This is a genomic window from Achromobacter sp. FW305-C-30-7, from assembly GCF_058783105.1.
In genome coordinates, this window is the sequence record NZ_JBYSYI010000006.1 from 375,454 (window position 1) to 398,755 (window position 23,302).

The window sequence follows — 23,302 nt, forward strand, 5'->3', positions numbered from 1 at the left end:
TCAGGCCGCGATGTTTGTCCGCGCCCCGGATAGGAATTCCATTGCCGCCTGCACGCCGCCCGCTCGATGCGGCACGCCTGCCGCGGCCAGGCCCATTTCCACGCCGGCCAAGGTGCCGCACAGCGTCAGGTCGTTGAAGTGGCCCAGGTGGCCGATGCGGAACACGCGGTCGGTCAGCTTGCCCAGGCCCTGCCCCAGCGACATGTCGAAGCGTTCCAGCACCACCTTGCGGAAGGCGTCGGCGCTGTGGCCTTGCGGCATGATCGCCGCAGTCAGCGCCGGGCTGTGCGCAGCCGGGTCCAGGCTCAGCAGTTCCAATCCCCAGCCGGCCAGGGCCAGACGCGTGGCCTGGGCGTGGCGCTGATGGCGCGCGAAGACTTGTGGCAGGCCTTCTTCGCGCAGCATGGCCAGGGCCTCGTGCAGGCCGTAGAGCAAATTGGTCGAAGGCGTGTACGGAAAGTAGCCGCGGGCATTGGCGGTGAGCATCTCGCGCCAGTCCCAGTACGAACGCGGCAGCTTCGCCACGTCGGCCGCGGCCAGGGCGCGTGCGCTGACGGCGTTGAAGGCCAGGCCCGGCGGCAGCATCAGGCCCTTTTGCGAACCAGCCACGGTCACGTCCACGCCCCATTCGTCGTGGCGGTAGTGGATGGAGCCCAGCGATGAGATCGTGTCCACCATCAACAGCGCCGGATGCGCGGCGCCGTCGATCGCGGCGCGCACGGCCGCAATGTCGCTGGTCACGCCGGTGGAGGTTTCGTTATGCACCACGCACACGGCCTTGATCTTGCGCCCTTGGTCGTCAGCCAGGCGGGCGGCGATGGCCGCCGCGTCCACAGGGTGGCGCCAGTCGCCTTCCAGGAAGTCCACTTCCAGGCCCAGCCGCCCCGCCAGCTTGCGCCACAGGCTGGCGAAATGGCCGGTCTCGACCATCAGCAGGCGGTCGCCGGGCGACAGGGTATTGACCAGCGCGGCCTCCCAGGCGCCGGTGCCGGACGACGGGAAGATCACCACCGGCGACTGCGTCTGGAACACCTGCTTGATGCCTTCCAGCACCGCCAGGCCCAACGCGCCGAACTCCGGTCCGCGATGGTCGATGGTGGGCTGGTCGATGGCGCGCAGCACGCGGTCGGGTACGTTGGTCGGCCCCGGAATCTGCAGGAAATGCCGGCCGGACGGATGACTGTTCAGGGTAAGCATGCGTAGTCCCAAAGTGGAATATTTTTGTATACCAGCAAAAGGCGCCAAGCAAACAAGCAGGAGTTGCCCGGCATGCGGACTTGCGGCATGCGTCACTCTATCCCATTGTTTTTACGTTAATAACCTAGGGTATACACCCATCGGGCGATACGGAAGTACAGGTTTATAGTCTCGCAAAACACGGGGAATTTTTGTATACCAATGAGCAGCGTTTCCAGCCTGATGCCTGATTCCGGCGCCGCCAGCGTGGCTGCCGAAGCCGCGCCGCCGCCTGCGGCCCGCGGCGCGGGCAACGGCCGCACGCTGCCGGCTACGGTGGCCGGGCAATTGCGCGAACGCATCATCCAGGGTGAATTCCCGCCCGGCACGCGGCTGAACGAGCGCACCCTTTGCGACCTGCTGGGCGTGTCCCGCACGCCCTTGCGCGAAGCCTTTCGCGTGCTGGCCGCCGAAGGGCTGGTGCAAATCGAACCGAACCGCGGCGCGCAGGTAGTGGCGCTGTCGGAGGCGAACATCCGCGAGGCCTTCGAGGTCATAGGCGGGCTGGAAGCCATGTCCTGCCGGCTGGCCTGCGAACGGGCCACGGACACCGAGATTGCCGAGATCCGCGCGCTGACCTACGAAATGATGGCCAGCCACGCACGCCACGACCTGCCGACCTACTTCCAGACCAATCGCGCGATCCACGAACGCATCAGCCTGGCCGCGCACAACAGCCTGCTCAAGCAGCTGTACGACGCCCAGAATGCGCGCATCCAGAATCTGCGCTTCGTCTCGAACGAGAACCGCCAGAAATGGGATCTGGCGATGCGCGAGCACATCGAGATGGCCGAGGCCCTGGAAGCGCGCGACGCCGACCGGCTGGCCGGCATCATGCGCCAGCACTTGCAGCGCAAGTGCGAGGCGGCGTTGAAGACCCTGGCCCAACCGCCCGCGGCAGTGGCCGATTCGGGCTGACGTCCCCTCTTGCACAAGCAGTACAGCGGGCCACGCCGCCCGCATCAATAGAAGATGGCAGATACGCAGTACGTGCAGTGACTTCCACAGGAGCCTCACCATGACTGATTTCCGCATCACCCCCGCAGCATCCGCGCCAACCCGGCGCAGCCCCATCCCCCTCAAGGCCCTGGCCGCCGCCCTGCTGGCCTGCGCCACGCTGGCGGCCCAGCCGGCGCTGGCCGGCAAGAAGGACGACACCTTGCGCATGGCCTACGACCAGGCGCCCGAGAGCGTGGACCCCTACTACAACAACGTGCGGATCGGCGTCATCATCGCCGCCAACGTCTGGGACACCCTGCTCTACCGCGACCCGGTCACCAACGAATACAAGGGCCAGCTCGCCAAGAGCTGGAAGCAGGTCGACGACAAGACCATGGAATTCGAACTGCGCCAAGGCGTCAAGTTCCATAACGGCGAAGAGTTCGACGCGGACTCGGTGGTGTACACGCTGAACTACGTGGCGGATCCGAAGAACAAGGCCGTGACGCAGCAGAACGTGGCCTGGATCGACAAGGTCGAGAAGATCGACAAGTACAAGGTGCGCCTGATCACCAAGGAGCCCTTCCCCGGCGCCAAGGAATACCTGTCCACCACCGCCGCCATCCATCCAGCCAAGTACTACCAGGAAGTCGGCCCCAAGGGCATGAACGCCAAGCCGGTGGGCTCGGGGCCCTACAAGGTGGTGGACTACCAGCCGGGCAAGTCCATCACGCTGGAACGCAATGCCGACTATTTCAAGGATTCGCCCAAGGCCCAGCCCAAGATCGGCAAGGTGGTGATCCGCTTCATCCCCGACCGCCAGACGCAGATGGCCGAAGTCATCTCGGGCGGCGAGGACCTGATCATGAGCGTGCCCAAGGACCAGGCCGAACAGCTGGGCGGCATGCCCTCGCTGCAGATGGTCACCGGCAACACCATGCGCATCGTGTTCATGCAGATGAACATCCAGGAAGGCACGCCGGCACCGCAGCTGAAAGACGAACGCGTGCGCCGCGCCATCATCCACGCGATCGACCGCGAGTCCATGCTGAAGAACATCGTGGGCGAAGGCGGCGGCCTCATCAACACCATCTGCACGCCTTCGCAGACGGGCTGCACGCAGGAAGGCGCGCCAGTCTACAAGTACGATCCGGCCCAGGCCAAGAAGCTGCTGGCGGAAGCCGGCTACCCCAACGGCTTTGACATCGACCTGGTGGCCTACCGCGAGCGCAACCAGACCGAAGCCATCATCAACTACCTGCAGGCGGTGGGCATCCGCGCCAAGCTCAACTTCCTGCAGTATGCCGCCATGCGCGACATGATCCGCGCCAACAAGGCCTCGCTCACGCACCAGACCTGGGGCTCCAACCTGGTTAACGACGTGTCCGCCTCCACGCCGGTGTACTTCGCCTTCGGCAACGACGACGTCACTCGCGACCCGCAGGTGCGCGACCTGCTCACCAAGGGCGACCGCACCATCGACAGCGCCGCGCGCAACGCCGCCTACAAGCAGGCGCTGGACCTGATCGCGCAGAAGGCCTATGCGGTGCCGCTGTGGACCTTGCCTGCCTACTACGTGGCCACCAAGGACGTGAACTTCAAGCCCTATTCGGACGAACTGGTGCGCTTCTGGGACATGAGCTGGAAATAAGGCGCGGACCCGCGCCGGGCCGGCATCGCGCCGGGCCGGCGTGAGTCCAACGAAGAGGAAGCCCTATGCTGTATTTCACGATCAGGCGCCTGGGCCTGGCGGTGCTGGTGGCGCTGACGGTCTCGATCCTGGCGTTCCTGCTGCTGCACCTGTCCGGCGACCCGGCGCTGGCCCTGGCCGGCGAAGGCGCGCGCCAGGCCGACATCGACATGATCCGCAAGACCTACGGCCTGGACCGGCCGCTGGCGGTGCAGTACGCGGACTGGCTCTGGCACATCCTGCAGGGCGACTTCGGCACCTCGGTGTATTTCAAGACCGAGGCCGGGCCGCTGATCCTCTCCAAGCTCAAGACCACGCTGCTGCTGGGCATGGGCGCGCTGGCCTTCGCGCTCTTGATCTCGATTCCGCTGGGCGTGCTGGCCGCGCTGTACAAGGGCAGCCTGATCGACCGCATCTGCCTGGCGGTCGCCGTGCTGGGGCAGGCGCTGCCCAACTTCTTCTTCGCGCTGATCCTGATCATGCTGTTCTCGATCTCGCTGCGCATCCTGCCGGTGTCGGGCAGCGGCAGCTGGCAGCATTTCGTCATGCCGGCGATCGCACTGGGCTACTACGTCGCGCCCGCCTTCATGCGCCTGATACGCGCCGGCATGATCGAGGTCCTGGCCGCCGACTACATACGCACCGCCCGCGCCAAGGGCCTGCCGGCGCGCAAGATCGTCTTCAAGCACGCGCTGCGCAACGCCATCGTGCCGGTGGTGGCGCTGGCCGCGGTGCAGCTGGGCTACCTGCTGGGCGGCTCGGTCGTCATCGAAACCATCTTCGCGCTGGACGGCCTGGGCTACCTGGCTTACCAGAGCATCACCTACAAGGACTATCCCGTGATGCAGCTGATCGTGCTGCTGCTGTCGGTGCTCTACGTGCTGCTGACCCTGGCGGCCGATATCGCCAACGCGTGGCTCGACCCGCGCATCCGGGTGTCCTGACATGAATACGCCTACCCTGACCCCGTCCGCTCCCGGCGTCCAGCCCCCGCTGGAACTGTCGGCGTCCGCCCTGCGCTGGCGGCGGCTGCGCCGCAACAAGGCGCTGCTGGCCGGCGGCGGCATCCTGCTCGTCATCGTGCTGATCGCGCTGTTGGCGCCCTGGATCTCGCCGCATGATCCCTATTTCCAGGACCTGGCCTACCGCACCGCGCCGCCGGTCTGGTATGCCAAGGGCACCTGGCTGCATCCGCTGGGCACCGACCAGCTCGGCCGCGACTATATGTCACGCCTGTTCTACGGCGCCCGCATCTCGCTCTTGATCGGCATCAGCGTGGCGCTGATCTCGGGCCTGATCGGCACAGCCATGGGCATGGCGGCCGGCTACTTCGGCGGCAAGGTCGACATGGCGGTGTCCTTCCTGATCACTACCCGTTTGTCCATGCCCGTGATCTTGGTGGCGCTGGCCACCGTCGCCATCGTCGGCGGCTCGCTGTGGGTGGTGATCCTGGTGCTGGGGCTGCTCAAGTGGGACCGCTACGCGGTGGTGATGCGCAGCGCCACGCAGCAGGTGCGCTCGCTGGAATACGTGGCGGCTGCGCAAGCCGCGGGCGCCTCCACCTGGCGCATCGTCTGGGGCGAAGTGCTGCCCAACGTGGTGCCGCAGCTGATCGTGATCGCCACGCTGGAGGCCGCCAGCGCCATCCTGCTGGAAGCGTCACTGTCCTTCCTGGGCCTGGGCGTGCAGCCGCCGCTGCCCTCCTGGGGCCTGATGATCTCGGAGGCCAAGGCCTATATGTTCTTCTCGTTCTGGCTGATCGCCATCCCCGGATCGGCGCTGGCCTTGCTGATCTTCGCGATCAACCTGGCCGGCGACGGGCTGCATCAACTCCTGACGCCTGAAGAGAGGGGCTGAGCATGAGCGACACGGACATCGTGCTGGACGTGCAGGGCCTGACCGTCGACATCGCCACGCCGCGCGGCGCCCTGCACGCGGTGCGCGACGTGTCGTTCCAGGTCCGGCGCGGCGAAACGCTATGCCTGGTGGGGGAATCCGGCTGCGGCAAGTCCATGACTTCGCTGGCCATCATGGGCCTCCTGCCCAAGGCCGCGCAGCGCAGCACCCGCCGGCTGTCGGTACTGGGCGAAGACCTGTCGGCCGCGCGCGGGCGGCGCATCAACGCGCTGCGCGGCAGCAAGATGGCCATGATCTTCCAGGAACCGATGACGGCGCTCAACCCCGCCTACGCCATCGGCGAGCAGTTGACCGAGCACTACATCCACCATTGCAAAGCCAGCGCGCAGCAGGCGCGCGACCGCGCGGTCGAGCTGCTGGAGAAGGTCGGTATCGCCTCGGCCGGGCAACGGTTATCCCAGTACCCGCACCAGTTGTCGGGCGGCCTGCGCCAGCGCGTGATGATCGCCATGGCGCTGATGTGCGGCCCGGAACTGCTGATCGCCGACGAACCCAGCACCGCGCTGGACGTCACCATCCAGGCGCAGATCCTGCGGCTGCTGGCCGACCTGCAGGCCGAACTGGGTATCGCCATGGTGCTGATCACCCACGATCTGGGCGTGGTCGCGCGCATCGCGCGTCAGGTCGCGGTGATGTATGCCGGACAGATCGTCGAGGAAGGACCGGTGGCGGAACTGTTCGCGTCGCCGCGCCATCCCTACACCCAAGGACTGTTGGGCTGTATTCCCGTGCCCGGGCGCACGCCGCCCGGCGAGGCGCTGGGCACCATACCCGGCGTGGTGCCGGCGCTGGTGGGCGAGTTGCAAGGCTGCGCCTTCCGCGACCGCTGCCCACATGCCCAGCCGCAATGCCGCGATGAGGTGCCCGTGCATGGTGCCGCTTCCGGCCAGCAATGGCGCTGCATCCTAGAATCCGAAGGAGTCCCGGCATGAGCCCCTTGCTGCAAGCCGAGGCCGTCAGCAGGCAGTTCTCGATCCGCTCGGGCATGTTCCGGCCGCGCAGCACCCTGCATGCGGTCAATGGCGTGGACCTGGCGGTGGAGCGCGGCGCCGTGCTGGGTATCGTGGGCGAATCCGGTTGCGGCAAATCGACGCTGGCCCGCATGCTACTGGGCCTGACGCCGCCGACCGAAGGCGCGATCCGCCTGGACGGGCAGGACATACGCAGCCTCGGCCGGCGCGCCCTGGCGCGCCGTGTCCAGCCGATCTTCCAGGATCCGTATTCTTCGCTGAATCCGCGCCGCTCCATCGCCTCCATCGTGTCGCTGCCGCTGGAAGTGCATGGCATCGCCAATCCCAAGCAGCAGAAAGCCATCGAAATGCTGGAACGCGTCGGCCTGCCGCCACGGCTGGCCCACAACACGCCGGGCCAGTTGTCCGGCGGGCAGCGCCAACGCGTCGCCATCGCACGCGCGCTGGTGATGCATCCCGAAATCGTCATCTGCGACGAGCCGACCTCGGCGCTGGACGTCTCGGTGCAGGCGCAGATCATGAATCTGCTGATGGACCTGCGGCGCGAATTCAATCTGACCTACGTCTTCATCAGCCACAACCTGGCGGTGGTCGAGCACATCGCCACCCATGTGGCGGTGATGTATCTAGGCCGGGTAGTCGAATCCGCCGCCACCGCGCAGCTGTTCCACGACCCGCGCCATCCCTACACGCAGGCGCTGCTGGCCTCGGTGCTGACGCCCGAACCGGGCCTGGGCATCCCCGACATGGGGCTGGGCCTGTCCTTCCCGGACCCGTTGCGCCCGCCTCCCGGCTGCCCCTTCCATCCACGCTGCCAACAGGCCATGGCGCAATGCAAGACCGAACGCCCGGCATTGATCCGGCGCGAGCAATCCGTGGTGGCCTGCCACCTCTATCCCCCTACCCCCAACGGAGTCCAGCCATCATGACCCGCGCACAAGCCATCGCCCAGGCGGAACAGTGTTTTGATTCCGGCGCGTTCCGCGCCCTGCTGGCGCGTCGCCTGGCACAGCCCACGGAGAGCCAGAATCCGGCGCGCGCGCCCGAACTCGCCGCCTATCTGGAAGCCGAGATCCGGCCCGCCTTCGAGGCGCTGGGATTTACCTGCCGCACGCTCACGCACCCGAAGGCGCTGGCGCCGTTCCTGTACGCCGAACGCATCGAGGATCCGGCCCTGCCCACCGTGCTGGGCTACGGCCATGGCGACGTCATTCGCGGCCTGGAAAAGGAATGGAAGGAAGGCCTGTCGCCCTGGGCGCTGACCGAGTCCGAGGGCCGCTGGTACGGCCGCGGCATCGCCGACAACAAAGGCCAGCACAGCATCAACATGGAAGCGCTGCGGCTGGTGCTGGAAACGCGCGGCAAGCTCGGCTTCAACGCCAAGTACCTGATCGAGATGGGCGAGGAAACCGGCTCCATGGGCCTGCGCGACCTGTGCGAGGAACATCGCGCGATGCTGGCGGCGGACCTGCTCATCGCCTCGGACGGGCCGCGGCTGAGCGCCGAACGCCCCACCATCTTCCTGGGCGCGCGCGGCAGCCTGAACTTCGACCTCAGCATCGAGGCCCGCGCGGGCGGCCACCATTCGGGCAACTGGGGCGGCCTGATTTCCAACCCCGGCATCCAGCTGGCCCATGCAATATCCACGCTGGTCTCGCCCACCGGCCAGATCCGCATCCCCGAATGGGTGCCGCGCGAGCTGCCCGACGCAGTGCGGCGCGCCCTGGCCGACTGCCAGGTGGACGGCGGCGCCGACGGTCCCGAGATCGAACCCTGGTGGGGCGAACCGGGCCTGTCGCCCGCCGAGCGCGTGTTCGGCTGGTGCTCGTTCGAGGTCCTGGCCTACAAGACCGGAAACCCCGACACCCCCGTCAACGCCATTCCGCCGCGCGCCTGGGCGCGTTGCCAGTTGCGCTTCGTGGTGGGCGTGGACCCGGACGACCTGATCCCGGCCCTGCGCCGACACCTGGACCGCCAGGGCTTCCCGATGGTCCAGATAACGTTGACGCGCGAGAACATGTTCCGCGCCACCCGCATCGACCCGGACGACGCCTGGGTGCGCTGGGCGGTGGATTCGCTGGAACGCACCTCTGGCGCCAAGACCGCCGTGCTGCCCAACCTGGGCGGCTCCCTGCCCAACGACATCTTCACCGACGTGCTGGGCCTGCGCACGATCTGGGTGCCACATTCCTATCCTGGCTGCTCCCAGCACGCGCCGAACGAACACCTGCCGCCGGCCTTGCTGCGGCAGGCGTTGAGCCTGATGACGGGACTGTATTGGGACTTGGGCGCTGGCGGCACGCCGGCATTGACGCGCTGAGACGCGACGCCAGGGCCTGTGCAAGTTCAAAAGGAACTTGCGCCGCCCCTAAGGCTTGCCGGACTGCCCCAGTCGCGCCCGCAGGAAATCGATGAAGCGCCGCACCTTGGCGCTGACGTGGCGGGTGTCGGGATAGACCGCGTAAACCTCCTGGCGCGGCAAGGTGTACGAGGGCAGCACGCGTTGCAGTACACCCCGCGCCAGCGGTTCTTGCAGCAGCCAATCAGGCAGCGCGGCCACTCCGCATCCCGCTACGGCAAACGCCAGCAGCGCCGAAGCCGTATCGGCCTGCGCCACCGGCGCCACGCGCAGTTCATGCTCGCGGCCCTTGCCGTCCGTCAGCCGCCAGCGGTCACTGCGCCCCGGCCTGTTGGCCAGCCACGGCAACGCCGCCAGCGCCTGCGGCGTGCGCGGCATGCCGTGCTGGGCCAGCAGCGCGGGACTGGCCACAAGCCATAACCTGAACTGGCCGATCCGCGTGGCGCGGTAGCTGGAGTCTTCCAGCGCCCCCACCCGGATCGCCAGGTCCAGCCGCTCGGCGATCAGGTCCGCATGCGCCGAACCGGCGCGGTAGCTGACCCGCAGGGCGGGATGCTCGCGCGCATACGCCGCCAACGCCGGCGCCACCACCAGGTTGCCGTAGTCCACCGACGCCGTGACCCGCAGGCTGCCCGATAAGGCCGCCTGCCCGGAACGCGTCTCGTCCACGGCGGTTTCGGCCTCGCGCAGCAGGTGGGCGCAATGGCCGTAAAAGCCTTCGCCCGCCTCGGTCAGGGCCAGCCGCCGGGTGCTGCGCGTCAACAGCGCCACGCCCAGTTCCTGTTCCAGCTGCTTGATATTGAAGCTGACCACCGCCTTGGTCGTGCCCAGCGCATCGGCCGCCGCCGTGAACGAACCGGCCTCGACCACCGCCGCATACATCGCCAGACGATTCAGATTGATCATGGAAGGCAGCTATGAATTGTCAAAAAAACACGAACAGTATATCTATTCATAAGGCATTTTTTTGGAACGACAGGACTCCTAGAATGACGCTCCCTTTCCGGAATCCAACCCCATGTCCGACCTTTCCTCGCACTGCCAGCGCCTGGCGCTCGACGCCCATATCCGCATCGAACAATGGATAGGCACACCCGACGCATCGGACAGCCAACTGGCCGACCTGCTGGAGAGCTTTGCGCCTGGCTTCAGCATGATCGCGGCCGACGGCCAGCGCCTGTCCGCCACGGCCTTGCCTGCCCTGTTCGCCAGCCTGCGCGGTGCGCGCCCAGGCTTGAAGATCGATATCGACGAGCTGGCCGTGCTGCATGCCGACACGGCTTCGGTCTTGCTGAGCTACCGCGAGCGCCATGCCTGGAGCGCCGGCGCCACCCAGCGGCGCGCCACCGTCCTGTTCACGGTTCAGGCCGGCGGCCAGCCAAAATGGGCGCATCTGCAAGAGACCTGGGCTTGAGGATTGAACAGGCTGGGACGGCCTCGAGGCCAAAAAAAAGCCTCCGGCTAGGAGGCTTGTCGTTGTCGTTTGCGTATCCCGTCCAATAGCAGATCGGCAATGAATTCCGCCAGGACCAATTGCCGCGCTGCATCCGGCGTCTGCCGCGTGAACCGTTCGATGATGCCCATCAGCGATTGGGCGAACCAGTCGGACGGTATGTCATCGCGGAACAGGCCGGCCTGCTGCTCGGCGCCCACGTTGCCGGCGATCATCGCCACCAGTTCGTCCTTCAGCGCCTCGGCCTCGGCGGCCTGGAAGAAGCCGATGCGCGTCAGGTTGGGATCTTCCTGCAGGATGGCGAGCAGGCCGCTTACGCTCTGGCGCAGACGCCCGGCCAGTTCGGCGCCTTGCAGATCATCGGGCAAGCGCGCCTGGCCGATGGCCTGCCGCAAGCGCTGGGCGAACAAGCCCACCAGTTCGTCGTAGGCCGCCTGCTTGCTGGCGAAGTATTGATAGAAGACAGGTTGGGTCACGCCGGCCCGGGCGACGATGTCGCTGATCCGGGTATGCTGGAATCCGCGTTCCGCGAATTCCGCCGCCGCGACTTCCAGAAGTTGAGCCCGTGTGCGTTCACCCTTGGTGAGACGCTTGTCTTGCGGTAAAGAAGTAGGTCGTGCCGTAATCATCGCGAGAAAATACTACCCTTCGGCGCTTTTAGCCACTGGTTTTACCCACGGCTTCCAGCACGGATACAACCATTGCAATGTCATATCCAAAGTACTGGCCTGCTGTTGCAGCCATCGCCGTCGCCAGCCTGGTCTCGGGTTGCGTGCCCTACCCGGTCTACAAGACCATGCAGCCCGACGCCCACGCCACGGTGCTGGACGAAAATTCCCATCCATTGGCCGATGCCCGCGTCGTGTTGATCAGCAGCACCTTTCCCTATGGGCGGGAACAGTTCCGCAATGAAACCCGCAGCGCGGCCGACGGCGGCGCCACGTTCGAGGCCTTGCGGGAATGGCGCGCTGAATCCATGGTGATCCACGGCTCGCAGGTCTACTTCTGGAACTGGTGCGTGGAAAAAGCGGGTTACGAAACCTACATGACCCTGGACCGCGACGCCGCGTATTTCAAGGACAAGCCGCAAATCACCCTGCGCCCCGGCGAGTCGCATTCCTGCAACAACTGGCCCGACCGGCAGGCGTCGCCCGCGCCCCGCTGAAATCAGTTGAAATCTCGGTAGCGCTTGAGACACTTTATGGCAACGGCCAGGCAGTAAAGTAGGAATACCGGCCCGGGCCAGGCGTTGCGCCCGCCCCGAGACGGATCAGGAGCAAGATCATGAAGCGGTTTTCTGGCCGTATGGCCATCGTCGCGGCGCTGGCATTGGCCCTGGCAAGCGCGCCTGCCCTGGCTGGCGGGCGCGGCGGCGGTTATTGGGGCGGCGGCCATGGCGGCGGATATCACGGCGGCGGATACCACGGCGGATATCACAATTACCATGGCGGCAGCAGCAGTTCCGACGGCTGGTGGATAGGCGGCGCGTTCGCGCTGGCCACCATAGGCCTGCTGCTGGCGGCGGATTCCGGACCTTCCTACACCCAGGCAGGCGTCTACTCGTCGGGCGTGGGCTACACCAGCCCGCCGGTCTACGCGGCCCCCGTCTACAACGCGCCGGTCTATGAGGCGCCGCCCGTCTATGCCGCGCCCCAGCCCCAGTATGAGCCGGTGCAATACGAATCCGTACCGCCGGTCAACAGCGCGCAGGCCAACGCCACCGTGGACTGCCAGCGCTGGGCCATGAACCAGAGCGGCTATGACCCGGCCACCATCACGCAATGGACCACCCAGGTCATGGTGGATTCCTACAACCGCGCGCTCGATTCCTGCATGACCAGCCGCGGCTATCGCGCGCACTGAAGCGCGATTCCGGGTATTCCCGCTTGTCCCGCCGCGCCGGCCTGCACACACTGCATGCCGGCGCGCCTCATTGGAAGGCCGTTGCCGCGTCCCGGCGGATAGGCCGCCGGGCATGACAAGGGGAAAGCATGTTGAATCTCAAGCGGATCGCGGGGCTGTGCGCCATCGGCGCGGCCTGCGCGTTCTCGGCCGCCGCGCAGGCGCAGGCCGACGCCAAGGCCATGACCATCGTCGTGCCCTATGGCGCGGGCGGCATCGTCGACAACACGGCGCGCGCCTTCGCGCAAAAATTGGCGGCGGAACTGGGCCGGCCGGTGGTGGTGGAAAACCGCGGCGGCGCAGGCGGGATGATAGGCATGAACACGGTGGCGCGAGCCCATGACGAGAACACCCTGGCCTTCACCGCCGTCAGCCCGGTCACGCTGTCGCCGCATGTAATGAAGACGCTGTATGACCCCTTGAAGGATCTGGCGCCCGTGGCGTCCGTGATGTATTCACCGGTCTATCTGGTGGGCGGCCCGAAGTTCACGGGCAAGTCCTTCCAGGACATGCTGGCCCAGGCCAAGGCCGATCCCGGCGGCCTGTCGCTCGCGACCGCCGGCGTGGGATCGCTGGGACACTTGATGCTGGAACAGATCAACGGCCAAGCGAGCGTGCGCATCACGCACGTGCCGTACAAGGGCATGGCGCAGATGGTGCCCGACGCCCTGGGCGGCCAGTTCACGCTGATGCTGGTCAATGCCTCCGGCCCGGTCAATGCGCTGATTGACGAGGGCAAGCTCACCCTGCTGGCCGTGGGCTCGCCAGCCCGGCTGCCGGCGCGGCCCGGCACGCCCACCTTGGCCGAACTGGGCTATCCCATGGCCAACATGACTTCCACCTTCGGCTTTTTCGCGCCGGCCAGCACCAGCCCGGATTTCCGCAAGCGCATGAACGGCCTGATCAACCGGATCGCCGCCATGCCGGACATCAGCAAGCCGCTGACCGACGCGCTGAACATCATGTCGCCCGGCACGGTGGAGCAGTTCGCGGCCCAGGTGCAGAAGGAATATGCCGACAACGGCCTGATCGTGAAGCAGGCCAACATCCGCAGCGAATAGGGGCAGGCCGCAGGCCGGCAACCCACGCGGCGGGATTCGGGAGTTCGGGGATGCGGCGGTTCAGCGCCGCCAGCCCCGCCAGGCGCACAGCAGGCCGACGGCCAGCAAGGCGCCAGCGGGCAAAACCCAGACGAATCCGGCATCCGTGTAGACCACCTGGTCGACCGGGTCGTAATAGCGGCCCAGTTCGTTGAAGTCCCACTTCAGGTATTGCGCGTACCAGGCGTAGAAGAAGAAGGCGGACAAGGCCAGACTGACCGCGCCGGCCACGCGCAGCAGGCCCTTGCTGCGTCCCGCGCGCACCGCGGCCTTCCACGCCAGGACCGCGCAGCCCGCCACAGCCGCCAGCACCAGCAGGTCGCCGACGTCAACGCCCATCGGCCGCCTCCAGGCCGTCCAGACAGGCCTGGGCTTCCTGCCATTGCTTTTCGCTGAAGACGCGCAGGCCGGCTCGTTGCAGCAGTTCCGCCGTCACACCCACGCCGGGCTGCTTGCGGCCGGCGAAATGGCCGTCGTACACGTAGCCGCTGCCACAGGAAGGACTGCCCTCTTTCAGCACCGCGATGCCGATGCCCTGCCTGCGCGCGGCCTCCAACGCCGCTTGCGCGCCGTGCACGAAGGGCGCGGTCACATCCTCGCCGGACACCGCCATGACGCGGGCGCGGCCGGCCAGCACCGCCGCCGCGTCGGCGGCAGGCTCGATCTCGGCCGGCGGGCGCGGTACCGGCATGCCGCCCGCCATTTCCGGGCAGACGGCCACCACCCGCCCCTCGTCGCGCCACCGGCCAAGCACTGGGTTGTCGTGGGACGCGCTGCGTCCGTCGTAGCGCACGGGGTTGCCCAAGAGGCAGGAACTGACCAGAACGTATTGCATGCGTAATCCGACGTGTTGGGCTGCCAGGCCCGAATCCAAAGCATGCATGATAGAGCACCCTGCCTGGCAGCCTGGCTGCCCGCCAGCCCCGGGATCAGCAGCCGGCCACGCCGCTCTCGCGCATCCAGGCGCGCAGGGCGGGATCGCGCACTTGCAGCACTTCGAACAGGCCCAGCGCGTTCAACGCAGGCAAGGCCTCCTGGATGTCCTGCCGCGCCACGGCCACGGCTTGGGCCGGCGCCTGCGGGTCGAGGCAGACGCGGGCGTTCGCGAGGAAAGCCCCCACGGTCCCCTTCCTGACCTCCACGCCCTTGAAATCGCCTCGTTCCACGCCGTCCGGCAAGATGTCGCATGCCTTCATGTCCAACTCCTGTTGGTGTCCGATACAGGCGTTACGATAGACGGGACCCGCATGGCAGGTCTGCGTTGATCCAGCCATTCAATACCGTCTTTCTGCCAATGGCAATTCCTCCTCCCCGCCCTCCCTTGCTCGATCCCCAACGCGCCCGGTCGCGCGGCGGCCCCAGGCTGATCGCCGTGCGCAGCCAGGACGGCGCGCTGCGCCACACCGCCATGCACCAGCATGCGCGAGGGCAGTTGCTGGGCGCCTATCGGGGCTTGCTGACGGTCTACGCGGGGGACCTGCAATGGGTGGTGGCGTCCCGGCAAGCCGTCTGGATTCCCCCCAACCAGCCGCATGGGCTGTACTCGCACGGCGTCTACGCCGGCTATAGCGCGTATCTGAGTCCCGCGGCCTGCGCCGGGTTGCCCGCTGCGCCCTGCGTGCTGCATGCCTCGGATCTGCTGCTGGCCGCGGTGGACCGCGCCGCATCCTGGGGCGACGACACGATGGGACCGGCGCGCAGCCGCCTGATTGAAGTGATCCGGGATGAAATCAGGAGCTTGCCGCATGCCGGCCAGGCGCTGCTGCTGCCCCGCGACCCGCGCTTGCAACGGCTGGCGCTTGCGCTGTCGGACCAACCTTCGGACGTGCGGACGCAGGAAGAATGGGCCGCCGTGATCGGCATGTCGCCGCGCACGCTGGCGCGCCGCTACCTGGCGGAAACCGGTATGACCTTGGGGGCATGGCGCCAGCGCGCCCGCCTGATGCGGGCGCAGGAAATGCTGGCGGAAGGCGCCGCCGTGACCACGGTGGCGTTGGAACTGGGCTACGACAACGTCAGCGCCTTCATCGCCATGTTCAAGCGCGAACTGGGCGCCACGCCGGGCCGCTACAACGGCCCGGGCGGCTAAACGCTGTCAGCCCTGAAGCCTGGTTCAGGACTCCTCGGCCGTCTTGCTGGCCCGGCGCGCGCGGGGAGCTGCCTTGCTGGCGGTCTTGCTGGCAGCCTTGCGGGCGGGTTTGGCGGGAGCCTCGGAAGCCGCTGCGGCTGCCGGCTCGGCCGGCGCCGGATTCGCAGGCGCAGTCTTGGCGGCGGTCTTCTTGGCCGCGGGGCGGCTGCGGGTCGCGGCGCGCTTCGCTGCGGGCTTGTCAGCTGCGGGCGCTTCCGCCGCAGGCTGGTCCGCGACGGACTTGCTGGCCTTGGGCTCTTCCCTGACGGCAGTCCTGACCATGCCGCCCTCGAACGGATCGGATACCTTGGCAGGCGTCTTGCTCGCGGGCTGGCTGCGGCTTTCGGCGGCGGGCGGGGCAAAGGTCCATTCAGCGATATTCACGGCCGGCAGCGGCTGGCGCGCCTGCGGCAAGGGTTTGGGCATGGGCGGCAGGCGCGAGGGCTGGACAGGCTTGGACTCCTGCGCCCGAACCAGTGCGTCGGCCCGCAGGGCATCCACCCTGGCGGCTTCCGCTTGCTCGCCAGCCTTTCTGGCGGCGTCGGCCTGGGCGCTTGCTTGCGTTGCTGCCGGCGATTGCGCGGCGATTGCCGCCGGCGCCTTGGTCGGCGTTGCGGAGTCAGTTTCGGCAGCCTCGGGGGAAGACGCTACGGCTGAAGCTTCGGCCGGCGCCACAGCGTTTTCGCCGCTGGCGCCCTGCTCGGCGACCTGGCCGGTTCCCCTGCCCTCGCCACCCGACTTGCGCCCGCCACGCGACTTGCGGCCGGAGCGGGAGCGGGATTCTTCCTGGGCTGCGCCGCCTTGCGCATCGCCGGCGTCGGCCGCAGCCGGTTGGCGGGCCGGGGCGGAACGGGAGGCGCCATCGGCGGCGGCGCGATTCGCGACCGGCGCGCCGCTTGCGCTATCGCGGTACACATAGGTGCCGGCGTTTTCCTCGCGTCCGACTTCCAGCAGGCCGCGCGACTGCGCCTCGTCCAGCAGGTTGCCGAAGGCGCGGAAGCCGTAGTAGGACTCGTTGAAATCCGGCCGGCGGCGCTTGAGCGCGTCCTTCAGCGCCGACGCCCAGACCTTGCCGCTGTCGCCGCGCTCGGCCATGAGCGCTTCGAAGGTTTCCGCAACCATCTCGACGGCCTGGGTCTTGCGGGCCTCCAGTTCTTCCTTGCGGCGGCGCTCTTCGTCGGGCGTGCGGCGTTGCTGGCTTGCGCCGGCGCCGCCACGGTTGTCTCGGCGCGCGTCCGCCGCGCGCTGGCCTTCGCGCGCCAGGTCGTCATAGAAGATGAATTCATCGCAGTTGGCGATGAGCAGGTCCGAGGTGGACTGCTTCACGCCCACGCCGATCACCTTCTTATTGTTCTCGCGCAGCTTGGACACCAGGGGCGAAAAATCGGAATCGCCGCTGATGATCACGAAGGTGTTGACGTGCGACTTGGTGTAGCAGAAGTCCAGCGCGTCCACGACCAGGCGGATGTCGGCCGAATTCTTGCCGGACTGGCGCACATGCGGAATTTCGATCAGTTCGAAATTGGCCTCGTGCATGGGGGCCTTGAATTCCTTGTACCGCTCCCAATCGCAATAGGCCTTCTTGACCACGATGCTGCCCTTGAGCAGCAGGCGTTCCAGCACCGGCCGGATGTCGAATTTCTGGTACTTGGTGTCGCGCACGCCCAGCGCCACGTTCTCGAAATCACAGAAAAGCGCCATGCTGACGTTTTCGTTGGGGGTATTCATGTTTTGCTCCAATGCGATGGCGGCTGTCGGGCGAGACGCCGCCAGATGACGCTCATGATATACATATCTGCCGCCCATCCGCGGCGCACCTACCCAGCAGCCATGCCAGAAGCTCCCTTGTTCCCGGCGCTTGCCACCGATCGTCTCGTCCTGCAGCCCCTGGAAATCGGCGATGCCGAGGCCATCCAGCGCCTGTTTCCGCAGTGGGAAGTGGTGCGCTACCTGGTCGATCAAGTGCCATGGCCCTACCCGCCCGACGGCGCGCGCCACTATCTGGAGCAAGTGGCGATCCCTGCGATGCGGCGGGGCAAGGAGTGGCACTGGTCCATCCGCACCCGCCAGGCGCCCGGCAGCCTGATCGGCATCGTCAGCCTGATGGACGACGATCCCTGGAACAACCGCGGTTTCTGGCTGGACCCCGCCCATCACGGCCACGGCTATATGACCGAGGCCAGCGAAGCCGCCACCGCCTACTGGTTCGAGGTGCTGGGCAAGCCGCTGCTGCGCGCGCCCAAAGCCGCCGTCAACGTCGCCTCGCGCAGGATTTCGGAGCGCGGGGGCATGCGCCTGGTCGGTACCGAGGAACGCGGCTACGTCAGCGGCCGCCTCCCTACTGAAATCTGGGAGATCACCCGCGAGGAATGGCTGGCCCGGCAAAGCCGCTAGGGCCGGCGCAAGGCCGCAAGCGCGCCGGCGCAAACGGCGGGCGTTTGATGAATAAACCCGTCCCCATTATTTCCTGGATCGCGCCGGCCCGATAGCCGGTCCAAGCCGCCGCTTACCGCCCTTTTCGCCCCTTTTTCCGGCCAATTGACCCAGGCCCGTCATGGCTAGAATTCCCGAAAGTCCGGCATTCCGCGCATGGAATGCCTATGTTTATCGGGCAAGATCCATGAATCCGTCTACCGTCATCGGCGCCGCCGTCGGCCTGCTCACCCTGGTTATCGTCGTGGCCCTGGCCGCCACCGACCCCGGCATGTATATCAACCTGCCCGGGCTGGCCATTGTGCTGGGTGGCACCGCGGCCGCCGTGTTCATCGCCTACCCGCTGTCCGAAGTGCTGCGCGTCTTCAAGCTGGTGCGCACCGTCTTCCGCAACGACCAGCACGACCAGCAGCGCGACATCGAAGAGCTGGTGTCCATGGCCCAGCTGTGGATGAACACGGACGTCCGCAAGGTCGAGCAGGAACTCAAGAAGGTCAGTAACCCCTTCCTGCGCACCGGCGTGCAGCTGATCATCGACAACACGCCCGAAGACCAGATCATCGAACTGTTGCAATGGCGCGTGGCGCGGTTGCGCGCCCGCGAGCAGGCCGAAGCCCAGATGTTCCGTGTCATGGCGACCTTCGCCCCGGCCTTCGGCATGCTGGGCACGCTGGTGGGCCTCATCAACCTGATGTCGGTGCTGGGCGACGGCAGCATGCAGATGATCGGCCAGCAACTGGCGATCGGCCTGATGACCACCTTCTACGGCATCCTGCTGGCCAACCTGGTGTGCAAGCCGATCGCGCTCAAGCTGGAGCGCCGCACCGCAAGGCGCGTCGAATCCATGAACATGGTGTTGCAGGGCATCGCCATGATGTGCGAGAAGCGCGGCCCGGCGGTGGTGCGTGAAACCCTGAATTCCTTCGTCATGCACGTCGAGGACGAGATCTACGACGGCGGCGCGGACGCCAAACCCCAGGCCGCCGCGCAAGCCAAGACGGAAGGCCAGGCCAAGTCCGCCGCCAAGCCCGCAACCCAGCCCGTTTCCATCGCCCGCCCTGCCGCCGCGCGCCAATGAGCCTGATTTCCCCCACCCTGGCGCAGCGGATCGAACAGGCCCGCCAGGCCCAGCTACGCGCCGAGAAAACCGCGGCCAACGGCGGTTGGCGTCCCAGCAAGAGCGACCGCAAGGACCGCTACGCCCGCTGGCACGTCGAAGAGACCGTCGAGCAAGACTCGGAAAACTGGCTGCTCAGCTACCTGGACCTGATCACCCTGCTGCTGGCCATGCTGGTCGTGCTGCTGGCGCTCACGCGTCTGCACGGCGGCGCCTTCGGCCAGTCGGAACAACCCGTGGAACTGGTCGGCACGCTGGCCGAAAGCGGCCTGCCCGCCTACGACGGCGAATACTCCGAATTCGATGCCGTGCAGATTCCCGCAAGCTGGGCGCAGGCCGAGACCCCGGCGGTCGCCGTAGCCGCAGCCTCTGCCTCGGCGCAACAACCCGCCCAGGAAGGCGAGGTCGTCGCCGAAGCCGCCCCGCCGCTGCGAGCGCCTTCCAAGGAATCGCTGGGCCTGGGCGACCTGGGCAAATCGGTGGACGTGATCATCAACGAACAGTCCGTCAGCTTCCGCATCAGCAACGAACTGCTGTTCCCGTCCGGCCAGGCCACGCTCAGCCCCACCGGCCTGGACGTGATCAAGCGCCTGGCGGCCATCCTCAACAAGAACGAGTACCAGGTTTCGGTCGAGGGCCACAGCGACCCCGTGCCCATCCAGACCCGGCAATTCGCGTCCAACTGGGAACTGTCCAGCAGCCGCGCCACCAGCGTGCTGCGCGAGCTGGTCCGCGACGGCGTATCGGCCCAGCGCCTGCGCGCCGTGGGCTATGCCGAGACCCGCCCCATCGAGTCCAACGACACCCAGGCCGGTCGGGCAGCCAACCGGCGCGTGGAACTCATCATGGACATCACGGCGCCGCAGAAGGCGGCGCAGAGTGCGGCGCCTGCCGCGCCGGCAAGCAACGCCAGCCAAGGCTAGGCGATCGAACGGCCGCAGCACGCACAAGTGGTGCGCTACGGCATTCTTATGCTTCTTGATCGATCGTTCTGGATCGCGGCAAAGAAGAATGCCGTGGTGAGGCCAAATAGAATGAGCCCGTTCACCGCCTCAATGGCTCCGACCAACTGCCAATGCGGCGGCAGGAACGCCGGCGCGTGCCCATAACTTGTTATGGCCTCCAGCGAATAGAGCATTGCTTCGGTAAGACTATGGACGGCGCCTATGTGCACATAGAGCAAAGCCCACGCAAACGCCTCTAAAGCGTGGAGGACCGCCGCAAATAATGCAAAGATTGCAACGGATAAGCCAAAGAGAATCTTGCTTTGGCCCCAATGGGACGGCGCAGCAGCCAGAATCCTGGCCATGGTCATGAATGCCGTGACATGCATGACGATAGTTGCGACGAATAATGGCAAACCCCAAAGCCAATCATCTTCCCAAATCATGCCGCGCCTCCCGGCCCTGGATCGTCCGATCAGAGAATTTCCCCAACATTCAAATCCGGAACAATCCCAGGCCTCGTTCACAAGCGCGCTCTGGCTGGAAAAAATGGGCTACGGACGTCCGGCAGACGTAATCACGATCTCGACACGCCGGTTCTGCGCCTTGCCTTGAGGCGTCGAGTTGCTCGCCACGGGGCGAGCTTCACCAAAGCCTTGCGCCGAAATCGAATTCGGCGGAACGCCCTTAGAGGTCAGGAAACGCGCGACGTTGTCCGCTCTTGCGGATGACAGTTCGAGATTGGAGGGGAACTGCGATCTCAGCTCCGGGCCGATGGGTTCGTTATCGGTGTATCCCTGCACAACGACTTGCTGCCCCGGCAGATTGGAAAGTGTAGGGGCAATCTTTGCGAGAGTCTGTTCACCTTTCGGACTAAGCCTCCAGCCGCCTTCCGGGAAAAGTATCTCGTTGACCATCGTCACCTTGAGCTCATTTTGCAATTGCGTGATCTGCGCGCGATCGCCGCTCAACTCTGCCGTGAGCTTTTGGTTGAGGGCGGCATACTCAGCCGCCATCTGGGCTTCTTTGTCATAGGTCTTTTTGGTAACACAACCCGAGACCGCCAGCATTAAGCACGCCATTACAGCAAGTTTGCCTGGTTTCATATTTCTCTCCGCCGATGTTGTAAAACGGCAGCGCGAGCGGCTGGCTCGTTCCGCCGAATGTAATATTGGATTCGCACGACAGGACCGACCTCTGCAAGTCTCAAAAAAGAGAGTTGACAGGTTCCACGTAACTACATGGCAAAGGTAGTCAGAAGTGAACCAAGTCACCACTCATTTGACGCCAGCGTCCTGTCGACCCTATCCAGGTTCCGGCGTTCTGGCTCCTCCCGTGAAATCAGTCACGACCTTGGCAGGCGTATCCGGCCTGGTCAGGCATACATTCGGCGACAGGGTTTTGAGGTATGCCAAAGAAGCCGTGATGCTTGATATCGAGCTGATCGAGAACCAGGAATGCTTCATTCCTCAGGTCGTCATGACAGACTTCCTGTGGGAGATCGAACGGCGTTCCGGAGAGGCCAACCTGGCCCTGCTTGCCGCCCCGTGCCTGTCGCTGACGACCTATGGCCGCTGGGGAGAATATGTCCTGGCTGCCGACAACCTGGGCGAGGCGATTGCGCGGGCCGCGTCCTCATTGGGCTATCACAGCACAGGCGACCGGTTGCAGCTCACGATAGAACAGGGCATTGCCCGAATCAGCTATTTCCATGCCATGCGAGGCCGTCGCGGCTACGCGCATATTGCAACCGGCACCGCGGTAGTGTTGCTCAGCCTTTTGCGCCCCTATCTGGGAGCGGACTTTCTTCCCATTCAGATTGAACTGGATATACGCCGTCCAATGGCGTCCGCCCCTTTCGAGGATACTTTCCTGTGCCCCGTCGTTTTCGAGACCGAAGCCGTATCCGTGTGCATTGATGCCCGCCTATTGCAGCGCCCGGCCAAGGCGGGCATTCGGTCACGCCTGGTGACGATCGACGACGTCGCACGGGTGCTCCTGGAACCTGCCGACCTGGGAAACTTTCTGGGAGTGGTCGTCGCGCATATCCGCGCGCAGGTCCAAAGCGGCGTCGTATCGATCGACAGCACGGCGCGGGCGTTGGGCAGCAGCGTGCGGACGCTGCAACGGGTGCTGCGCCGCGATAGCGGCTCGGACTTCAGAGAACTCGTGAACGTCATCCGCATGCGCCGCGCGAAGGAATTACTGGCGGGGACGAATGCCTCGATCACCGAGATTGCAACGGAATTCGGATACTCCAGTCCGGCGAATTTCGCTCGCGCATTTCGCAATGCCGCCGGCGTGGCGCCGCATGAATATCGGCTGAGTCAGAAGACAGGCTAGAAACGAATCGTCAAACCCGCCATCGGCCCCTGCAGCACGGCGTCGAACTTGAAACCGCCGCGGTTGTAATCCACGCCCAGGGCGCGGTAGCCGACGGCGGCGGATACGCTCTTGCTGAAGTTGTAGCCGACACCCAGCCCTACATCCCAGTCCGCATCGGCGCCGCCTGCACCGATCAGGCCCCAACCGGTGATGTAGAACTTCTGGGTCAACACGTAGTTTCCCCGCACGCCCACCAGCCCGTCGACCCAGGTGGCGCCGTCGCTGGTTTTTCTGCCATTGAGATGCGCGCCTTTCAAGGTGACGTCGGTATCGACCGACCAGACCCGCAAGCCCGCCACGACATCCAACTGGTGTGGCGAGTTTTCAAGGACGGAATAACCGACTCCGATGAGCCCCGCAAACGTCGACGTCTGCACCTCTGCGCTGGTGGCAAGAATACCGTGCGGCGTATCGCCCTGCGAACCGATTTTCGTGTAGATCAAATCGCCGAAAATACTGTAGCGACCTTTGCGCGCGTCGCCGATAAGCATGGCTCCGAAGTCAAGGTTGTCGAACAGTTTGTCGAATCCCGCGTCGAAATCGATGACGGGGGAACGCGACTGAGAGGTCTTGCCCGACAGTCCGGCTGCCCAGAAATACGGCGTGACCGAAAACTTCCATTCGCTGGAAGGCTGGGAGTCCGCCGCGGCAGACTCCCCTTCCGCGCCCGCCACGGAACCGGCATAGAGCAATCCGCAAACCAGGCAGCCTGTGATCTTCTTTTTCAT

At 65.9% G+C, this 23,302-nt stretch carries 26 protein-coding genes; 16 read left to right on the forward strand and 10 right to left on the reverse strand.

Annotated elements, in window-relative coordinates:
* On the reverse strand, positions 1 to 1,197 hold the full coding sequence (locus AC3WOB_RS21605) for a pyridoxal-phosphate-dependent aminotransferase family protein (protein ID WP_492276128.1): 1,197 nt from the start codon (positions 1,195 to 1,197) through the stop codon (positions 1 to 3).
* Positions 1,198 to 1,419: 222 nt separating this feature from the next.
* Here AC3WOB_RS21605 and AC3WOB_RS21610 point away from each other — a divergent pair, with 222 nt between their 5' ends.
* The 7 genes from AC3WOB_RS21610 (at position 1,420) to AC3WOB_RS21640 (ending at position 9,073) form a co-directional block, all read left to right on the forward strand.
* A complete protein-coding gene (locus AC3WOB_RS21610) occupies positions 1,420 to 2,154 on the forward strand; it encodes a GntR family transcriptional regulator (protein ID WP_492276177.1) in 735 nt (244 codons plus the stop codon).
* A gap of 100 nt (positions 2,155 to 2,254) precedes the next feature.
* The gene (locus AC3WOB_RS21615; RefSeq protein WP_492276129.1) at positions 2,255 to 3,826 is read left to right on the forward strand and encodes an ABC transporter substrate-binding protein; all 1,572 of its coding nucleotides are present in this window, start codon (positions 2,255 to 2,257) and stop codon (positions 3,824 to 3,826) included.
* A 65-nt stretch (positions 3,827 to 3,891) separates the two neighbouring features.
* Entirely contained in the window at positions 3,892 to 4,809 is a 918-nt protein-coding gene (locus AC3WOB_RS21620) for an ABC transporter permease (protein WP_013394212.1), read from the forward strand.
* A gap of 1 nt (position 4,810) precedes the next feature.
* Positions 4,811 to 5,722 (forward strand): ABC transporter permease, encoded by a 912-nt coding sequence (locus AC3WOB_RS21625; RefSeq protein ID WP_013394213.1) that lies wholly within the window; start codon positions 4,811 to 4,813, stop codon positions 5,720 to 5,722.
* A gap of 2 nt (positions 5,723 to 5,724) precedes the next feature.
* Positions 5,725 to 6,714, forward strand: a complete 990-nt coding sequence (locus AC3WOB_RS21630; protein ID WP_013394214.1) for an ABC transporter ATP-binding protein — start codon at positions 5,725 to 5,727, stop codon at positions 6,712 to 6,714.
* Positions 6,711 to 7,682 (forward strand): ABC transporter ATP-binding protein, encoded by a 972-nt coding sequence (locus tag AC3WOB_RS21635; protein WP_492276130.1) that lies wholly within the window; start codon positions 6,711 to 6,713, stop codon positions 7,680 to 7,682. Before AC3WOB_RS21630 ends, AC3WOB_RS21635 begins: the two co-directional genes overlap by 4 nt.
* Positions 7,679 to 9,073 (forward strand): M20 family metallopeptidase, encoded by a 1,395-nt coding sequence (locus AC3WOB_RS21640; protein ID WP_492276131.1) that lies wholly within the window; start codon positions 7,679 to 7,681, stop codon positions 9,071 to 9,073. Before AC3WOB_RS21635 ends, AC3WOB_RS21640 begins: the two co-directional genes overlap by 4 nt.
* 48 nt (positions 9,074 to 9,121) lie before the next feature.
* Here the strand turns inward: AC3WOB_RS21640 and AC3WOB_RS21645 are convergent, their stop codons facing one another.
* Positions 9,122 to 10,018: a LysR family transcriptional regulator gene (locus tag AC3WOB_RS21645; protein ID WP_492276132.1), complete on the reverse strand. Its 897-nt coding sequence runs from the start codon at positions 10,016 to 10,018 to the stop codon at positions 9,122 to 9,124.
* A gap of 112 nt (positions 10,019 to 10,130) precedes the next feature.
* On the opposite strand from AC3WOB_RS21645, the gene AC3WOB_RS21650 reads away from it, so the two are divergent.
* Positions 10,131 to 10,526, forward strand: a complete 396-nt coding sequence (locus AC3WOB_RS21650; protein ID WP_492276133.1) for a hypothetical protein — start codon at positions 10,131 to 10,133, stop codon at positions 10,524 to 10,526.
* 47 nt (positions 10,527 to 10,573) lie between these two features.
* Here AC3WOB_RS21650 and AC3WOB_RS21655 read toward each other — a convergent pair whose 3' ends face one another.
* The gene (locus AC3WOB_RS21655; RefSeq protein WP_013394219.1) at positions 10,574 to 11,194 is read right to left on the reverse strand and encodes a TetR/AcrR family transcriptional regulator; all 621 of its coding nucleotides are present in this window, start codon (positions 11,192 to 11,194) and stop codon (positions 10,574 to 10,576) included.
* Positions 11,195 to 11,271: 77 nt separating this feature from the next.
* Here AC3WOB_RS21655 and AC3WOB_RS21660 point away from each other — a divergent pair, with 77 nt between their 5' ends.
* The 3 genes from AC3WOB_RS21660 to AC3WOB_RS21670 all read left to right on the forward strand — a co-directional run bounded on the left by AC3WOB_RS21660 (position 11,272) and on the right by AC3WOB_RS21670 (position 13,528).
* Positions 11,272 to 11,730: a carboxypeptidase regulatory-like domain-containing protein gene (locus AC3WOB_RS21660; protein ID WP_492276134.1), complete on the forward strand. Its 459-nt coding sequence runs from the start codon at positions 11,272 to 11,274 to the stop codon at positions 11,728 to 11,730.
* Between the two features lie 119 nt (positions 11,731 to 11,849).
* The gene (locus AC3WOB_RS21665) at positions 11,850 to 12,428 is read left to right on the forward strand and encodes a hypothetical protein (protein WP_492276135.1); all 579 of its coding nucleotides are present in this window, start codon (positions 11,850 to 11,852) and stop codon (positions 12,426 to 12,428) included.
* Positions 12,429 to 12,556: 128 nt separating this feature from the next.
* Positions 12,557 to 13,528 (forward strand): tripartite tricarboxylate transporter substrate binding protein, encoded by a 972-nt coding sequence (locus tag AC3WOB_RS21670; protein WP_492276136.1) that lies wholly within the window; start codon positions 12,557 to 12,559, stop codon positions 13,526 to 13,528.
* A 60-nt stretch (positions 13,529 to 13,588) separates the two neighbouring features.
* Here the strand turns inward: AC3WOB_RS21670 and AC3WOB_RS21675 are convergent, their stop codons facing one another.
* The 3 genes from AC3WOB_RS21675 to AC3WOB_RS21685 all read right to left on the reverse strand — a co-directional run bounded on the left by AC3WOB_RS21675 (position 13,589) and on the right by AC3WOB_RS21685 (position 14,763).
* On the reverse strand, positions 13,589 to 13,906 hold the full coding sequence (locus AC3WOB_RS21675) for a hypothetical protein (protein ID WP_492276137.1): 318 nt from the start codon (positions 13,904 to 13,906) through the stop codon (positions 13,589 to 13,591).
* The gene (locus AC3WOB_RS21680) at positions 13,896 to 14,402 is read right to left on the reverse strand and encodes a 2-thiouracil desulfurase family protein (protein ID WP_013394224.1); all 507 of its coding nucleotides are present in this window, start codon (positions 14,400 to 14,402) and stop codon (positions 13,896 to 13,898) included. The genes AC3WOB_RS21675 and AC3WOB_RS21680 overlap by 11 nt, the downstream gene beginning before the upstream one ends.
* A gap of 94 nt (positions 14,403 to 14,496) precedes the next feature.
* Complete coding sequence (locus AC3WOB_RS21685; RefSeq protein WP_492276138.1) at positions 14,497 to 14,763, reverse strand: hypothetical protein; 267 nt, start codon at positions 14,761 to 14,763, stop codon at positions 14,497 to 14,499.
* 98 nt (positions 14,764 to 14,861) lie between these two features.
* Here AC3WOB_RS21685 and AC3WOB_RS21690 point away from each other — a divergent pair, with 98 nt between their 5' ends.
* Positions 14,862 to 15,656: an AraC family transcriptional regulator gene (locus AC3WOB_RS21690; RefSeq protein WP_492276139.1), complete on the forward strand. Its 795-nt coding sequence runs from the start codon at positions 14,862 to 14,864 to the stop codon at positions 15,654 to 15,656.
* Between the two features lie 24 nt (positions 15,657 to 15,680).
* Here the strand turns inward: AC3WOB_RS21690 and AC3WOB_RS21695 are convergent, their stop codons facing one another.
* Positions 15,681 to 17,423: an NYN domain-containing protein gene (locus AC3WOB_RS21695; protein WP_492276140.1), complete on the reverse strand. Its 1,743-nt coding sequence runs from the start codon at positions 17,421 to 17,423 to the stop codon at positions 15,681 to 15,683.
* Between the two features lie 102 nt (positions 17,424 to 17,525).
* Between AC3WOB_RS21695 and AC3WOB_RS21700 the strand changes: the two genes are divergently transcribed.
* From AC3WOB_RS21700 to AC3WOB_RS21710, 3 genes are all read left to right on the forward strand, one after another.
* Entirely contained in the window at positions 17,526 to 18,089 is a 564-nt protein-coding gene (locus AC3WOB_RS21700; RefSeq protein ID WP_207472599.1) for a GNAT family N-acetyltransferase, read from the forward strand.
* 226 nt (positions 18,090 to 18,315) lie between these two features.
* On the forward strand, positions 18,316 to 19,206 hold the full coding sequence (locus AC3WOB_RS21705) for a motility protein A (RefSeq protein ID WP_013394229.1): 891 nt from the start codon (positions 18,316 to 18,318) through the stop codon (positions 19,204 to 19,206).
* A complete protein-coding gene (locus AC3WOB_RS21710) occupies positions 19,203 to 20,168 on the forward strand; it encodes an OmpA/MotB family protein (RefSeq protein WP_207472598.1) in 966 nt (321 codons plus the stop codon). The genes AC3WOB_RS21705 and AC3WOB_RS21710 overlap by 4 nt, the downstream gene beginning before the upstream one ends.
* Positions 20,169 to 20,203: 35 nt before the next feature.
* Here AC3WOB_RS21710 and AC3WOB_RS21715 read toward each other — a convergent pair whose 3' ends face one another.
* Together AC3WOB_RS21715 and AC3WOB_RS21720 are read right to left on the reverse strand one after the other, a co-directional pair.
* Positions 20,204 to 20,635 carry a hypothetical protein gene (locus tag AC3WOB_RS21715; protein ID WP_492276141.1) on the reverse strand — a complete coding sequence of 144 codons (432 nt, stop codon included), beginning with the start codon at positions 20,633 to 20,635 and terminating at the stop codon, positions 20,204 to 20,206.
* A 108-nt stretch (positions 20,636 to 20,743) separates the two neighbouring features.
* Positions 20,744 to 21,295 carry an OmpA/MotB family protein gene (locus AC3WOB_RS21720; protein ID WP_013394232.1) on the reverse strand — a complete coding sequence of 184 codons (552 nt, stop codon included), beginning with the start codon at positions 21,293 to 21,295 and terminating at the stop codon, positions 20,744 to 20,746.
* A gap of 229 nt (positions 21,296 to 21,524) precedes the next feature.
* Between AC3WOB_RS21720 and AC3WOB_RS21725 the strand changes: the two genes are divergently transcribed.
* The gene (locus AC3WOB_RS21725) at positions 21,525 to 22,532 is read left to right on the forward strand and encodes a helix-turn-helix transcriptional regulator (protein ID WP_492276142.1); all 1,008 of its coding nucleotides are present in this window, start codon (positions 21,525 to 21,527) and stop codon (positions 22,530 to 22,532) included.
* On the opposite strand, the gene AC3WOB_RS21730 is transcribed toward AC3WOB_RS21725, so the two are convergent.
* Complete coding sequence (locus AC3WOB_RS21730) at positions 22,529 to 23,302, reverse strand: hypothetical protein (RefSeq protein ID WP_492276143.1); 774 nt, start codon at positions 23,300 to 23,302, stop codon at positions 22,529 to 22,531. The two genes, AC3WOB_RS21725 and AC3WOB_RS21730, sit on opposite strands and share 4 nt — an antisense overlap.